Raw genomic sequence first — 14,511 nt, 5'->3', positions numbered from 1 at the left:
GAGTTATGAGTTATGAGTTATGAGTTTGAGATTTACGATTTACGACTCGCCCGAATATACCTTTTTAGGTGTGGGCGTGTTGATGATTAACGACTTGCCCGAACGTACCTTTGTAGGTAGGGGCGGGTTGATGATTGATGATTTTAGATTAACGACTTGCCCGAACGTACCTTTTTAGGTAGGGGCGGGTTGATGATTTAAGATTGTTGATTTGTTATGGATGACCTATCACGGAAAGGCTGAATAATTCCTATTGTCAAATAGCTATGACGCAAAGTTGCACAAGCCAGCCTGCCGCCCGCCTGAATGACTTCGTCGGACAGGGGAGACACAAAGGTTCGCAAAGGACCTTGGATTTTATAATTAATTTTGACTATTAATGTAGAAATTCTTAAACGTTATTTAGGCATTAACGGACTGAGTACTGCGGACTGTAGACTATTATTGCTGACATTTTAATTAAAAACCGTTGTAGACTTGTAGAATTGTGGAGACTTAGTATCTTCGCTTTAAGTTTATTTTAACAGATGTCAAAAAAAGGAATTCATTTTCAAGTTTCAGAGCGCAAACTCTTGCTCCGTGGAATGGATTTGATCATGGTTGTTTTCGGGTTATACTTGCTCGGTCTCTTTTTTGATTATACCTATCTTGAGATTTCCTGGCAGAATAGCGTCGCCATTTTTCTTCTATTGTTGTATTTGGCAGTTTTCGGGACGGTTTTTGAAATTTATGACTTGCAGAAATCGAGTCAGTTGGATGTGACCTTTAGGACCATTGTACTTATGGTTTCCACCAGCGTATTGTTTTATTTTTTGACGCCTGTATTGACGCCTTTTTTACCCGAGAAACGCCTTCAGATTGTCTATTTTTATTTGACCATCATCATTAGTATATTTTTTTGGCGGGTCGCCTATGTCAGTTTGATTGCCTCTCCCCGATTTTATAAAAAAGTACTGTTGGTGGGGGAGGTGACCTATGTGGAAGCCTTTATCAATGCGCTAAGCCAATCCGATCCGCATTATAAGATCGTTGGGTTTGTGAATTGCGAATTTCCAAAGGAACTTCCCGTAAAGTTTAAGGGAGTTAAGGAGTTTCAATCCAATGACCTGATGCAGGTTATTATTGATGAGCAGATTTCGGAAGTCGTGGTAGCCAGTTTTAATTCGGAGACCATCACTGCGGAAATCTATAGTGATCTCATGCAGCTTTTGGAGCGCGGTTTTACCATTAGGGAATACACCCAGGTATATGAAGAGATTACCCATCGGGTGCCCATCCAATTTGTTGGCAAGGACTTTTATAAGTATTTCCCTTTTAGCCGAAGCAACCAGAATAAATTATATCTCTTTTTTAACCGGGTTATTGACATCATTTTTTCAATTGTAGGGTTGGTTTCCGGGATTTTAATTTTACCATTCGTTTTGATAGGAAACCTGTTCGGGAATAGGGGGCCTTTGCTTTATAGACAGGAACGGGTGGGGAAGAATGGGAAGGTTTTTAAGATTGTTAAGTTGAGGAGCATGATCGTCAATGCCGAGACCAATGGTGCCGAATGGGCGCGGGTGGATGATGTACGGATTACTAAATTCGGAAAATTTCTGCGACGCAGTAGAATAGACGAAATCCCCCAATTTTTTAATGTCCTCAAAGGCGAGATGAGCATGATTGGCCCAAGGCCGGAACGGAAATTCTTTGTAGATGAACTCTCACGGACCATTCCGTTTTATGAAACCCGACATATTGTGAAACCAGGTTTGACCGGATGGGCGCAGGTAAAAACGCGCTATGGAGGCTCTGTCGATGAGAGTCTTGTGAAATTGCAATACGACTTATTTTATATTAAGCACCGAAGTCTATTTCTCGATCTGAATATTATGGTGAAAACCATGAGTACGGTGTTGTATTATAGGGGACAGTAGATTGGGGATTTACGATTTACGATTTTTGATTGGGAATTGATGACTCGCCCGAACGTACCTTGTTAGGTAAGGGGCGGGTTGAAGATTAACGATTAACGATTGGAGATCGATGATTTTTGATTGATGATTTTTTAACCATTAACGACATGTCCGAAAGTACCTTGTTAGGTAAGGGGCGGGTTGAAGATTAACGATTAACGAGTGGAGATCGATGATTTTTGATTGATGATTTTTTAACCATTAACGACATGTCCGAACGTACCTTATTAGGTAGGGGCGGGTTGATGATTAACGATTAACGATTGGAGATCGATGATTTTTGATTGATGATTTTTTAACCATTAACGACATGTCCGAACGTGCCTTTCCAGGCATGGGCGGGTTGATGATTATTGAATGTCCCTGAATAGAGTTGACCGTTATTCGTTGTTCCAAAAGCTAAATCCCTCCTCATCCCTTTAGGGGCTGGGGGCAAAGCCCAAAAAAGTCATTGCTAAACTTTTTATCCTCTCTTGGCTCTTAACGATTAACGACTTGCCCGAACGTCCCTTTTTGGGTAAGGGCGGGTTGAAGATTGACGATTAACGATTGGAGATCGATGATTTTTGATTGATGATTTTTTAACGCCTGCCCGTCCGTAGCGATGCGAAGTCGAAATTAACGACTTGTCCGAACGTGCCTTATTAGGTAAGGGGCGGGTTGATGATTTACGATTAACGATTGGAGATCGATGATTTTTGATTGATGATTTTTTAACGCCTGCCCGTCCGTAGCGAAGCGAAGTCGGGATTAACGACTTGTCCGAACGTGCCTTTCCAGGCATGGGCGAGTTGATGATTAATGAATGTCCCTAATCCCCCTTTAGGGGCTGGGGGCAAAGCCCAAAAAAGTCATTGCTAAACTTTTTATCCTCTCTTGGCTCTTAACGATTAACGACTCGCCCGAACGTACCTTTTTGGGTAGGGGCGGGTTGATGATTAACGATTAACGATTGGAGATCGATGATTTTTGATTGATGATTTTTTAACGCCTGCCCGTCCGTAGCGAAGCGAAGTCGGGATTAACGACTTGTCCGAACGTGCCTTTCCAGGCATGGGCGAGTTGATGATTAATGAATGTCCCTAATCCCCCTTTAGGGGCTGGGGGCAAAGCCCAAAAAAGTCATTGCTAAACTTTTTATCCTCTCTTGGCTCTTAACGATTAACGACTCGCCCGAACGTACCTTTTTGGGTAGGGGCGGGTTGAAGATTAACGATTAACGATTGGAGATCGATGATTTTTGATTGATGATTTTTTAACGCCTGCCCGTCCGTAGCGAAGCGAAGTCGAAATTAACGACTTGTCCGAACGTACCTTTTTAGGTTTGGGCGGGTTGTTGGTTAAACTCGAAACTTTGAATCTTGAACCCTAAATCTTGCACCCAACCCCCAAACCTATGAAATCCTACTCTTCCTAAACATCGTAATCAGAAACACAAACAGCGCAATAAATATGGCAATCCTTGCAATATAATCGCCTGCCCAAGTATAAAAGGTAGTTTTTTCGTTGGTGGTTATCGTTCCTGATAAGGCCCCTTGTGTGTTATAGGCCAATGATGAGGTGATGTCGCCTTTGGCATTGATCAGTGCGGAGATTCCTGTATTGGCACTTCTGACAATGTCCCTACGGGTCTCAATGGCGCGTAGTCTTGCGTAGCTTAGATGTTGTTTATGACCCTGGGTTTCTCCCCACCATGCATCGTTGGTAATGATGGCCAATACATTGGCGCCATTTCTAATGTATCCCGTAACAAATTCGCCATAAACCGATTCGTAACAAATAATGGGAGCCACCTTTAAGTTGGGATTGGAGGTTGTAAATGCCGTGCGTTCTTCTTGAGTGGTTTTCATGGCCAATGTGCCGCCAAGATCAATCATGAAATCGCCAATGATTGGTTTTATAATGGCTTGATAAGGCAAAGTTTCTACGCCCACCACCAATTTTGATTTGTGGTAGAGCTGCACATCGCCACTTCCGTTGAGCATCATGGCCGAATTGTAATCGTCGTACCAAAATCCGCTTTTATGATAGTTGGATTGTTTTTTGATCTGTGATTTGTCCGTGATGAAATTAATAAACGATATACCGGTTAAAATATTAAGATTGGGATGTTCAGAAAGATATACGTCCAGTTTTCGTTTGAAATAGGCATTTTCCAACTGTGTGATCTTGACGTTGTCTGCAAATACCGTTTCTGGAGCGACAATAAGGTCTGTTTGCGCATTTATTTTGGTATCTGCCAGCTTCAACAACATATCGGCAATTTCTTCATTGGATACATTGTATTTTTCGGAATATGGATCGATATTGGGCTGTAGGGCAATGACGTTCACTTCGTCACCTTCAAGGGTGTAGGAATAATAGATGGATAAGGAGATTAAAATGGGCAACATAATCACCGCCAATACGGTGATGCCTTCAGATGTAATACTTTTTATAGATTTCTGAGCCTGATATTTTACAATCAACTTATAAACCAAAATGTTCACGAGCCAAACCCATAAGGTGCCTCCAAAGGTCCCGGTGTATTCATACCATTGGATCCAGGTGTAATACTCAGAAAACCCGTTGCCCAAATTCAGCCAAGGCCAGGAGAAATCCCATCCTAAATGTAGTTTTTCGAAGGCCATCCATAAGCACATCAAAAACAACAAACTGATGTTAACTGTAGCGCGTTTTGCTATGCTGTGATATAGGACCATCAGCAGGGCCATGAGCATTGAATTTACCAAGATGGCGAAGCTGGCACCAAATACATCGGCATATTGAAGCCAATTGGTGGTGATGAAATTCCAGATGACAAAGCTGAGGTAGCTATACCCGAAGATCGACATCTTTTTCCATCTGATAACGGATTGTCGGACGTGGCGCTCCACCAACAAAATGGGTACAAACCCAATAAACAGTAAGACAGGAAATCCGTAGGTGGGCCAAGCAAAGGCTAAAAGTAATCCCGAGAGTATGGCGAGGACGAAGTTTTTCATTGGGGAAATTTACGAACAAATTTAAAGAATTAGTAATATGTATTAAGAACAAATTATTAAGAATAAAGAATAAAGAATAAGGAGCCAAGAACCAAGACGCCAAGATCAAGAGACATTTCAGGGTTTAGAGTTCAAGATTCAGGATTCAGGATTAATGTATGTCTGCTCTAGAGGAGGGAAATAAGAATCAGGGTTCATAGTTCAATACTCATGATTGAAGTCATTGCTACTGTGGCGGCAGAAAACCAGAAACCAGGAACCAGAAATCTGAAACAATCCTGCCCGTCCGTAGCAAAGCTGAGGCGGGACACAAGAAAAAAAATAAGAACAAAGAATAAAGAACCAAGATTCAAGACTGCAATACTAAACTCAAGATTGGCGATTGATGATTAGCGATTAACGATTAACGACTCGCCCGAACGTTCCTTTTTTAGGTATGGGCGGGTTGATGATTGATGAATGTCCCTGAATAGAGTTGACCGTTATTCGTTATTCCAAAAGCCAAATCCCTCCTCACCCCTTTAGGGGCTGGGGGTAAATCCCCAAAAAAGCACCTTTTCGTTAACAAAGTCATTGCTAAAATTTGTATCCCTCTTGGCTCTTAACGATTAATGACTTGCCCGAACGTACCTTTTGGGTAGGGGCGGGTTGATGATTGTGGATTATTGATTGATGATTGTTGATTGTTGAAGTCATTGGGAATAGATGAACAAAAATTGATGAAAGATATGTAATAATCAATAAATATATTGAATAAATAATATCAGTAACGTCTGGTCTATGTGAAGTATTTGTAAAGGTTATTATTATTATTATTATTATTATTATTATTATTATTATTATTATTACGATTATTATCGTAACAAGAAACAAGAAACAAGAAACAAGCCTGCCCATCCGTAGTAAAACGGAGGGGTAAAAAGGTTTACCTAAAAATACTGAAATCCAATTTCAAGGAGAACACGTTCGAATATAGGGCGGCACTTTGGTCGCCAATATCCGTAAAGGCGTAATCTATTTGGATACCACGATATTTAAAACCGACACCAAAATTGGGCTGAAAAGTGAGGTTTTCGGAGTTGTCGAGCTGGAGTTCATTTTGGAAATTGCCTACACCTGCTCTTAAAAACACCAAATCGGTATAGCCAAATTCGAATCCTAAGGAAGGCGTCATACTTGCAAACGAAGTGGACAGGACATCATTGTTTTGCTCAAAGCGCACATTGAGGTCCAAGGCCGCTACCAAAGAATAGTCATAATTGAAAATGAACTTTTTGGACATACCCAATTGCAATTTTGGGATGGTCAATTCAGTGGATTCTGGAACTTCTTGATTTTGACCTTCCACGGCATCTTGAATGTCCGCCAATTTGTCCTTATCAAAGGTCCAAGCATTGAAGGTCGTGGTGATATCCCTGGCCATCAATCCGAATTTCCAGTTGTTCTGCGATTGGAATTGCACACCTAAATCGAGACCAAATCCCCAAGATGAAGCAAAATCGCCAATAATTCTGCGGATGACCTTCGCGTTCACTCCATAGCTAAAACCATCCAACGGAATTTTTCTGGCGTACGAAAATGTCAGTCCATAATCGGCTGCCGAGAAGAGGCTGATCCGGTCATAATTAATATTGCCCTGATCATCAATAAGTTGAGTGGTGTCTAAAATGTCATCTACACCAAATCGGATCAGCGAGATTCCAACGGCGCTTCTATCGTCAAGCGGCATGGCAAAGGCTGCATAATTGTAGTTGGCGATATTGGCAAAATAACTGGAGTGCATCAAAGCGATTTGATTGTCTTCAAGTTTAACCAATCCCGCGGGATTCCAATAGCCTGAATTCACATCGGCAGAATGCGATACGACAGCATTGCTCATTCCTAATGCGGCGGCGTCAACTCCAATATTCATAAACTCATTGGAGTATTTACGCGTCGTTTGACCAAAAGCAACCATGGTCAACAAGAAGAACGCAACAAATGTATTCGTTTTCAATCGCAAAATTTTTACAAAGATGCACAAAAAGTTGAACTATTTCCACTTTTTTGGCGGGTTCTCAAGTTTAAAACTTCGACAATTATGGGGCAAAATTGCCTAAGGATAACTTCTTTTAGTTAAACTATCAATTTCTGTAGATATTGTGTTTCTGGATGATGTGAAGAAACAAAAACCATTCAGTTTAAAAATGTGATAACTTTTAAATCATGATGCTCCAACAAAAGAACCAAGACCGCTTCGCTACAAGAACCAGGAGCTGAGGGATTAAGACATAAAATTTCGGCTCCTGTTTTTTAGGAAAAGGCGGTGAAATGGGAGTGTACATTGTAGTAAATTCAATGATGCCAGAAAATTTCGGCATTTAAGTTTTCAATATTCGCTTATGAGCATATTCTTATAAAAATAGTTTGTTATTTTTACACAAACTTATATCATGGCCATAAAGAAACATCTTCCCAACATCATTACGCTGCTCAATTTGTTTTCCGGCAGTATTGCAGTTGTATTAGCCGTACAGAACTATTTTGTGGCGGCAGCTTTATTCATGTTCTTAGGGATATTTTTTGACTTCTTTGATGGTCTTGTCGCCAGAAAATTGGATGTGCAGAGCGCGTTGGGACTTCAATTGGATTCTTTGGCGGATATGGTCACTAGTGGTTTGGTGCCAGGGATTGTCATGTTCAAATTGCTGAATTGGGCCATAGGTCATCCAGTTGTAGAAAACGCCGATACACTCTGGAGCTCCTCAAATCTGTTTGAAGGACTACACCATTATTCACCTTTGGCTTTCATTGGTTTTTTTATCACCCTGGCTTCGGCATATCGGTTGGCAACATTCAATCTTGATGAGGAGCAACAGGCTTCTTTTAAGGGATTACCAACCCCTGCAAATGCGCTGATGATCATTTCATTGCCGTTGATCATGGAGTTTCAACACAGTGATACTATAAATGCGATCATCTTGAATCCTTGGTTTTTGGTTGCTGTGACTATTTTAAGCTGCTATTTACTGAATTCGGGAATAAACTTGTTTGCATTAAAGTTTAAGGATTGGAGTTTTAAAGCGAATGCGGTCCGCTATGTTTTCATCATATTGAGCATTATATTTATCGTTCTTTTCAAGTTTTTGGCGATTCCTATAATTATAGTTTTTTATGTTTTGCTGTCTTTGTTTTCAAAATCATTAACAGCATAAGCAATCATTTTATTTTAATTAACGGCGTGTCGTCGTAACTAATTCTTTCAAACAAATGGCTTCAGGTTTTTTTGCACTTTTAGATGATATCGGCGTTTTGATGGATGATGTGGCTTCCATGGCTAAGGTCTCAACAAAAAAAACTGCTGGCATATTAGGCGATGATTTGGCAGTAAATGCCGAAAAAGCCTCCGGATTTGTCTCCTCTCGCGAAATCCCTGTGTTATGGGCCATTACTAAAGGATCTTTTATCAATAAACTGATTATTTTACCGGTGGCTTTCTTATTAAGTGCCTTTTTCCCTGTGGCTGTAACGGTGATCTTGGTCTTGGGTGGCATTTATTTAGCCTACGAAGGAGCGGAAAAGGTCTATGAGTATTTAGTGCCCCATCATCATAGTTCTGCCATAGAGGATAAAGGAGGCATGAGCCCATCTGAGATTGTGGCACTTGAAAAATCCAAAATCAAATCGGCCGTCGTTACCGATTTTATCTTATCTGTAGAAATCGTCATTATCGCCTTGGGTAGCGTTATGGGCATTCCATTGCTCAATCAGATTTTGGTAGTCTCCATTGTGGCGCTCATCGCAACCGTTGGGGTGTATGGGATTGTAGCACTTATTGTCAGAATGGACGATTTTGGATACAGTTTGATTAATTTCAATGACAGGGATAAAAGTATCTCCGATTTTTTTGGACATCTTCTCGTCAACGCCTTGCCTTGGGTGATCAGGAGTTTAGGGGTTATCGGAACCATTGCCTTACTATTGGTGGCCGGTGGGATTTTTGTGCATAACTTGGATATTCTACATCATTGGTTGGAATCTTGGCCTTCGCTGCTTCGGGAATTTACTGTGGGTGTCATTTTTGGGTTTGTGGCCCTATTGGTTATTAAAGGGATTAAGATGCTGGTTGGTTTGTTGAAGAAGTGATTTTAGTTGTTGGGAGAACTTTAAATGATTTGGACACGTCCCGATAGCAATCGGGATCACGAATTTTCACAAATTTAATTTTAATAAAATGGGAACTAAATCAGATATTATTCATTTCGCAAAATGATCTGCCTTCAGCACCCACAAAGATTCAACTAAAAACATCGAAGAAAAGAGAGGTTCAATGTCTAAAAAAGAATCTTCTTTTTGCGCAATTCGAAATTCTGTCCCAAATATACCTTTCGTACCATTTCATCGGCAGCCAGTTCTTCTGGAATTCCGGCTTTTAAGATGTTGCCTTCAAACATTAAATAGGTTCTGTCCGTAATGGCCAGTGTTTCCTGTACGTTGTGATCGGTGATTAGAATACCGATATTCTTTTTGGTCAGTTGGGCCACAATCCGTTGGATGTCTTCCACGGCCACTGGATCTACACCTGCAAAAGGCTCATCCAATAATATGAAGTTGGGGTTTGTAGCTAGGGCACGCGCGATTTCGGTTCGGCGACGTTCGCCACCAGATAATAAATCGCCCCTACTTTTTCGGATATGTCCCAATCCAAATTCGTCAATCAAAGATTCCATTTTATCGTGTTGCTCTTTTTTGGACAATTTGGTCATTTGCAGCACGCTTAAAATATTGTCCTCAATACTCAACTTTCGAAAAACTGAAGCTTCCTGGGCCAAGTAGCCAATCCCATGTTGGGCTCGTTTGTACATTGGAAATTTTGTGATTTCCATATTGTCCAAAAAGATTTTGCCGCCATTGGGCTTGATTAAGCCAACAATCATATAAAAGGAGGTGGTTTTACCGGCACCATTCGGTCCGAGCAAGCCCACAATCTCACCTTGATTGACTTCCAAAGAGACATCCTTGACCACTTGACGCCCGCCGTAGGACTTCATTAAATTTGTTGCGCTTAATTTCATAGCTTCAATTGTAAGGCTAAAAATAGTAAAATCATAGGGGACAACTAATAATCCTATTCCTTTTTATAAAAAGTTTAACCTTGAGTCTCCAATGCTTCCCAAAATTCATAGGCTCTGCGAAGATGCGGAATGACGATCGTGCCGCCCACCAAGGTGGCTATACCTAGGGCTTCGCTGATTTCAGCCTTGGTAAGGCCTTGTTTGTAGCTGGTTTCCAGGTGGTATTTAATGCAATCGTCACATCGCAATACCGCAGAAGCCACCAATCCTAAAAGCTCTTTGGTTTTGACATCCAGTGCACCCTCTGTGTAAGCGTTGGTGTCGAGATTAAAAATACGCTTAATAATCTTGTTGTTGCCATCACCCAAAATTTTATCGTTCATCTTGGTGCGATAGTCATTAAATTCTTTTACAATATCAGACATGTTTTTTCTTTTTTCTGGCCTCAGCCCGCTTTTGATTTCTCACCACGATGGCGGATATATAAATGCTCACTTGATACAATATTAAAATAGGGATGGCAACAATCACCTGACTTGCGACATCCGGAGGCGTAATCACCGCAGAAATGATCAGGACGCCTACTAAGGCATATTTTCTGTATTTTTTAAGGATCTGAGGTGTAACGATTCCGATTTTGGTCAAGAAATAAATAATGATCGGCAATTCAAATACCAAGCCTGCCGCAATTGAAGAAGACCGCACCAAACTAATATAGGAGCTAATATCAAATTGGTTGGTAATCTCACTACTTACGGAATAGGTCCCCAAGAAATTGATGGAGAGCGGCGTGATAACGTAATAGCCAAATAGTACCCCTAAAAAGAACAATAATGACGAAACGATAATGAATCCTCTGGAACTTTTGCGTTCATTTTCCAAAAGTCCGGGACTTATAAAACTCCATAACTGATAGATGATATACGGAAATGCAATAATGAATCCCGCAAAAATTGAGGTCCAGATATCGGCAGAAAATTGGCCACCCATGGTTCTACTTTGAATGGTAAAGGGGAAAGCATCCGCACAAAACGTGGAATCAACATTTAAAAAGGTCGATAGTTTGCACAGATATTTATAGGTTGGGAAATCCATGCTTTTCGGTCCGAAAATAATAACATCGAAAATCCATCGCGAAAAGATAAATGCTACCGTTCCCGCAATAACGATGCTTAAAGTGATCCGGATGAGGTGCCAGCGTAAGTCTTCGAGATGGTCTAAAAAAGACATCTCATTTGAAGTTGATTTTGTCATTAGATAATTCCTTCTTTGATGAGATCATGAAGATGTACGACACCTGCGTACTTGCCTTCATTTTCTACCAATAGTTGTGAGATTTCATTAGTTTCCATGAGTTCAAGTGCATCTACTGCCATCGCATTTTCATCAATCCGTTTGGGATTGGAGCTCATGATGTCCTTTGCGGTCAAGTGAATAAAAGCGTCGCTCTTGGTTAGCATTCGTCTTAAATCGCCATCCGTAATGATCCCAATGATTTTTTCATCCTCCACAACAGCGGTAACGCCCAACATTTTCTCGGAAATTTCAACAATCACCTGTTTTACATTTGTGTTTAAGCCCACTTGTGGTTTTTCATTAACGGAAGAGAGATCACTAACCCGCAAATACAAGCGCTTGCCTAAGGCACCACCAGGATGGTACTTGGCAAAATCCTTGCTGGAAAAACCCCTGAGTTCCACCAGGCAAATAGCAAGAGCATCGCCAATTACCAATTGCGCTGTAGTACTGGTTGTGGGAGCTAAGTTATTTGGGCAGGCTTCATGCTCCACAAAAGTGTTTAAAACATAATCTGCTTGTTGCCCTAAAAAGGATTTTGTGTTTCCTGTAATGGCAATCAGTTTGTTTTTGGCGCCTTTCAATAAGGGAATCAATACCTTGATTTCGGGCGTGTTTCCACTTTTAGAAATGCAAATCACCACATCATCTTCTAAAACGAGTCCTAAATCGCCATGAATGGCATCAGCAGCATGCATAAAAACAGCTGGTGTACCTGTAGAGTTTAAGGTGGCCACGATTTTGTTGGCAATAATGGCACTTTTCCCTATGCCGGTAATAATTACCCTTCCTTTGGAGTTGTAGATAAGTTCTACGGCATCGGCAAAGTCATCATTCAATAAATTGACAAGATTGGAGATTGCAGAACTCTCTAAGTCAATGGTTTTTTTTGCAGTACTTAAGATGGAATTTTTAATATTCAAATTTTGTGATTTTTGGGTTTGATGCATCTAAAGAATTTTAGTATCTTTAATCCTATGCAAATGTATATAAAATACTAATAGGGATTAATGAGTAAAGAAGAAATTGACTTACATGCAGCACTAAAAAAATACTTTGGATTTTCTAAATTCAAAGGTCTTCAGGAAAGCGTTATTAGAAGTATAGTAAAAGGAGACGACACTTTTGTGATTATGCCAACAGGAGGAGGGAAGTCGTTGTGCTATCAATTGCCGGCATTGATAAAAGAAGGGACTGCAATTATTGTGTCGCCTTTAATTGCGTTGATGAAAAACCAGGTAGATGCGATCAGAGCTGTATCTCAGCATGAGGGTGTTGCCCATGTGTTGAATTCGTCATTGAACAAAACGGAAATTAAACAAGTTAAGGAGGATATTAGAAGTGGGATTACAAAACTGCTTTATGTGGCTCCAGAGTCATTGACCAAAGAAGAGAACGTTGAGTTTTTAAGGTCTGTGCCTATTTCATTTATGGCTGTTGATGAGGCCCATTGTATCAGTGAATGGGGGCATGACTTCAGACCGGAATATAGAAACCTCAGACATATTATAAAGCGTATTGGCGATAATATCCCCATAATTGGATTGACTGCCACGGCCACGCCTAAGGTGCAGGAAGACATTCTTAAAAGTTTGGATATTACAGGCGCCAATACCTTCAAAGCGTCTTTTAACAGACCCAACCTATATTATGAAGTCCGACCAAAAACCAAACATGTTGATTCTGATATTATCAGATTTGTGAAGCAAAATGAGGGAAAGTCAGGGATTATCTATTGTTTGAGTCGCAAACGTGTTGAAGAACTGGCTCAGGTCCTTCAGGTCAACGGAATTAAGGCAGTGCCTTATCACGCCGGATTGGATGCGAAAACCCGAGTGAAACATCAAGATATGTTTTTGATGGAAGATGTTGATGTGGTGGTTGCCACTATTGCCTTTGGAATGGGGATCGATAAGCCGGATGTACGCTTCGTGATCCATCATGATATTCCTAAAAGTATAGAAAGTTATTATCAAGAAACAGGTCGCGCGGGGCGTGATGGTGGCGAAGGCCATTGTTTGGCGTTTTATGCCTATAAGGACATTGAGAAATTGGAGAAATTCATGTCCGGAAAACCCGTTGCAGAACAAGAAATCGGACACGCATTACTTCAGGAGGTAGTGGCCTTCGCCGAAAGCTCTATGTCGAGAAGAAAATTTATTCTCCATTATTTCGGGGAGGAGTTTGACAACGAAACTGGCGAAGGTGGCGATATGGACGACAATGTGCGCTATCCTAAAAAGCAATTTGAGGCTCAGGATGATGTGGTCATTTTGTTGGAGACTGTAGAACAAACCAATGATAAATATAAATCAAAGGATTTAGTGCACGTGATCACCGGAAAATCCAATGCGTTGATTGCGTCCCATAGAACTGATACCATGCCATTTTTTGGCGTCGGAAAGGATAAGGATAAGCGTTATTGGATGGCATTGATCCGTCAGGTATTGGTAGCAGGCCTATTGAAAAAGGATATCGAAACCTATGGCGTATTGCGATTGATGGATAGTGGTAGGGAATTTTTAAAATCGCCCACCTCATTTATGATGTCAGAAGATCATGTGTTTGACGAAACCACGGATGACAGTATCATTACGACATCAAAAGGTGAAGGTGCTGTAGCGGATGAGAACCTGATGATCATCTTGAAGAATTTAAGGAAACGAAATGCCAAAAAACTTGGAGTACCACCGTTTGTCATTTTTCAGGACCCTTCCTTGGAGGATATGGCTCTAAAATACCCGATTACCTTAGAGGAATTGGGTTATGTGCACGGAGTAGGAGATGGAAAAGCGAAAAAATATGGAAAAGATTTTATAGAGCTTATCGCCGAATATGTTGAAGAAAATGATATCATCAGGCCAGACGATCTGGTAGTTAAGAGTACAGGAAGCAATTCTGCATTAAAACTCTATATCATACAGAATATTGATCGAAAACTGCCTTTGGATGATATTGCTGCAGCCAAAGGGATGAGTATGAAGGATTTTATCAAAGAATTGGAAGCTATTGTCTATTCTGGGACCAAATTGAATATTAATTATTGGATCGATGATATTTTGGATGAAGAACAGCAAGAAGAGATCCATGACTATTTTATGGAATCAAAAACCGATAAAATAGACGTAGCGATCGATGAGTTTGATGGCGATTATGACGATGAAGAATTGCGTTTGTACCGAATAAAATTTATTAGTGAAGTAGCGAATTGAGTTGGCA

Annotated in this window: 11 protein-coding genes; 5 read left to right on the top strand and 6 right to left on the bottom strand. The window is 40.7% G+C overall.

Annotation, left to right across the window (positions count from 1 at the left end):
* Positions 1-19: 19 nt before the first annotated feature.
* Together G6N06_RS02490 and G6N06_RS02485 are read left to right on the top strand one after the other, a co-directional pair.
* Positions 20-178, top strand: a complete 159-nt coding sequence (locus tag G6N06_RS02490) for a hypothetical protein (RefSeq protein WP_163514482.1) — start codon at positions 20-22, stop codon at positions 176-178.
* Between the two features lie 349 nt (positions 179-527).
* Positions 528-1,919, top strand: a complete 1,392-nt coding sequence (locus G6N06_RS02485) for an exopolysaccharide biosynthesis polyprenyl glycosylphosphotransferase (RefSeq protein ID WP_163514481.1) — start codon at positions 528-530, stop codon at positions 1,917-1,919.
* A 1,433-nt stretch (positions 1,920-3,352) separates the two neighbouring features.
* On the opposite strand, the gene lnt is transcribed toward G6N06_RS02485, so the two are convergent.
* Positions 3,353-4,942: an apolipoprotein N-acyltransferase gene (lnt, locus tag G6N06_RS02480; RefSeq protein WP_163514480.1), complete on the bottom strand. Its 1,590-nt coding sequence runs from the start codon at positions 4,940-4,942 to the stop codon at positions 3,353-3,355.
* 925 nt (positions 4,943-5,867) lie between these two features.
* Positions 5,868-6,899, bottom strand: coding sequence for a putative type IX sorting system protein PorV2 (locus G6N06_RS02475; RefSeq protein WP_163514769.1), 1,032 nt, complete (start codon positions 6,897-6,899; stop codon positions 5,868-5,870).
* A 475-nt stretch (positions 6,900-7,374) separates the two neighbouring features.
* Between G6N06_RS02475 and G6N06_RS02470 the strand changes: the two genes are divergently transcribed.
* Both G6N06_RS02470 and G6N06_RS02465 read left to right on the top strand, forming a co-directional pair.
* Complete coding sequence (locus tag G6N06_RS02470) at positions 7,375-8,136, top strand: CDP-alcohol phosphatidyltransferase family protein (protein ID WP_163514479.1); 762 nt, start codon at positions 7,375-7,377, stop codon at positions 8,134-8,136.
* Positions 8,137-8,191: 55 nt separating this feature from the next.
* Complete coding sequence (locus G6N06_RS02465; RefSeq protein ID WP_163514478.1) at positions 8,192-9,067, top strand: DUF808 domain-containing protein; 876 nt, start codon at positions 8,192-8,194, stop codon at positions 9,065-9,067.
* A gap of 188 nt (positions 9,068-9,255) precedes the next feature.
* Here G6N06_RS02465 and lptB read toward each other — a convergent pair whose 3' ends face one another.
* From lptB to G6N06_RS02445, 4 genes are all read right to left on the bottom strand, one after another.
* Complete coding sequence (lptB, locus tag G6N06_RS02460; protein WP_163514477.1) at positions 9,256-9,996, bottom strand: LPS export ABC transporter ATP-binding protein; 741 nt, start codon at positions 9,994-9,996, stop codon at positions 9,256-9,258.
* Positions 9,997-10,070: 74 nt separating this feature from the next.
* Positions 10,071-10,421 carry a carboxymuconolactone decarboxylase family protein gene (locus tag G6N06_RS02455; RefSeq protein WP_163514476.1) on the bottom strand — a complete coding sequence of 117 codons (351 nt, stop codon included), beginning with the start codon at positions 10,419-10,421 and terminating at the stop codon, positions 10,071-10,073.
* A complete protein-coding gene (gene tatC, locus G6N06_RS02450) occupies positions 10,414-11,250 on the bottom strand; it encodes a twin-arginine translocase subunit TatC (protein ID WP_163514475.1) in 837 nt (278 codons plus the stop codon). The genes G6N06_RS02455 and tatC overlap by 8 nt, the downstream gene beginning before the upstream one ends.
* The gene (locus tag G6N06_RS02445; RefSeq protein WP_371865798.1) at positions 11,250-12,242 is read right to left on the bottom strand and encodes a KpsF/GutQ family sugar-phosphate isomerase; all 993 of its coding nucleotides are present in this window, start codon (positions 12,240-12,242) and stop codon (positions 11,250-11,252) included. Before G6N06_RS02445 ends, tatC begins: the two co-directional genes overlap by 1 nt.
* 60 nt (positions 12,243-12,302) lie before the next feature.
* Between G6N06_RS02445 and recQ the strand changes: the two genes are divergently transcribed.
* Positions 12,303-14,504 (top strand): DNA helicase RecQ, encoded by a 2,202-nt coding sequence (recQ, locus tag G6N06_RS02440; protein WP_163514473.1) that lies wholly within the window; start codon positions 12,303-12,305, stop codon positions 14,502-14,504.
* Positions 14,505-14,511: the final 7 nt, after the last annotated feature.

The sequence above is a fragment of the Gelidibacter japonicus genome, assembly GCF_010725055.1.
GTDB lineage: Bacteria > Bacteroidota > Bacteroidia > Flavobacteriales > Flavobacteriaceae > Gelidibacter > Gelidibacter japonicus.
The sequence above is the reverse complement of the archived record's forward strand: the minus strand, read 5'-3'. Positions and strand labels throughout refer to the sequence as shown.

Excerpts from the sequence above, each read along its gene's own strand:
- G6N06_RS02465 (WP_163514478.1), top strand. The coding sequence starts at position 8,192 with ATGGCTTCAGGTTTTTTTGCACTTTTAGATGATATCGGCGTTTTGATG.
- G6N06_RS02490 (WP_163514482.1), top strand. The coding sequence starts at position 20 with ATGAGTTTGAGATTTACGATTTACGACTCGCCCGAATATACCTTTTTA.
- tatC (WP_163514475.1), bottom strand. The coding sequence starts at position 11,250 with ATGACAAAATCAACTTCAAATGAGATGTCTTTTTTAGACCATCTCGAA.
- G6N06_RS02445 (WP_371865798.1), bottom strand. The coding sequence starts at position 12,242 with ATGCATCAAACCCAAAAATCACAAAATTTGAATATTAAAAATTCCATC.
- G6N06_RS02485 (WP_163514481.1), top strand. The coding sequence starts at position 528 with ATGTCAAAAAAAGGAATTCATTTTCAAGTTTCAGAGCGCAAACTCTTG.
- recQ (WP_163514473.1), top strand. The coding sequence starts at position 12,303 with ATGAGTAAAGAAGAAATTGACTTACATGCAGCACTAAAAAAATACTTT.
- lnt (WP_163514480.1), bottom strand. The coding sequence starts at position 4,942 with ATGAAAAACTTCGTCCTCGCCATACTCTCGGGATTACTTTTAGCCTTT.
- lptB (WP_163514477.1), bottom strand. The coding sequence starts at position 9,996 with ATGAAATTAAGCGCAACAAATTTAATGAAGTCCTACGGCGGGCGTCAA.
- G6N06_RS02470 (WP_163514479.1), top strand. The coding sequence starts at position 7,375 with ATGGCCATAAAGAAACATCTTCCCAACATCATTACGCTGCTCAATTTG.
- G6N06_RS02475 (WP_163514769.1), bottom strand. The coding sequence starts at position 6,899 with ATGGTTGCTTTTGGTCAAACGACGCGTAAATACTCCAATGAGTTTATG.
- G6N06_RS02455 (WP_163514476.1), bottom strand. The coding sequence starts at position 10,421 with ATGTCTGATATTGTAAAAGAATTTAATGACTATCGCACCAAGATGAAC.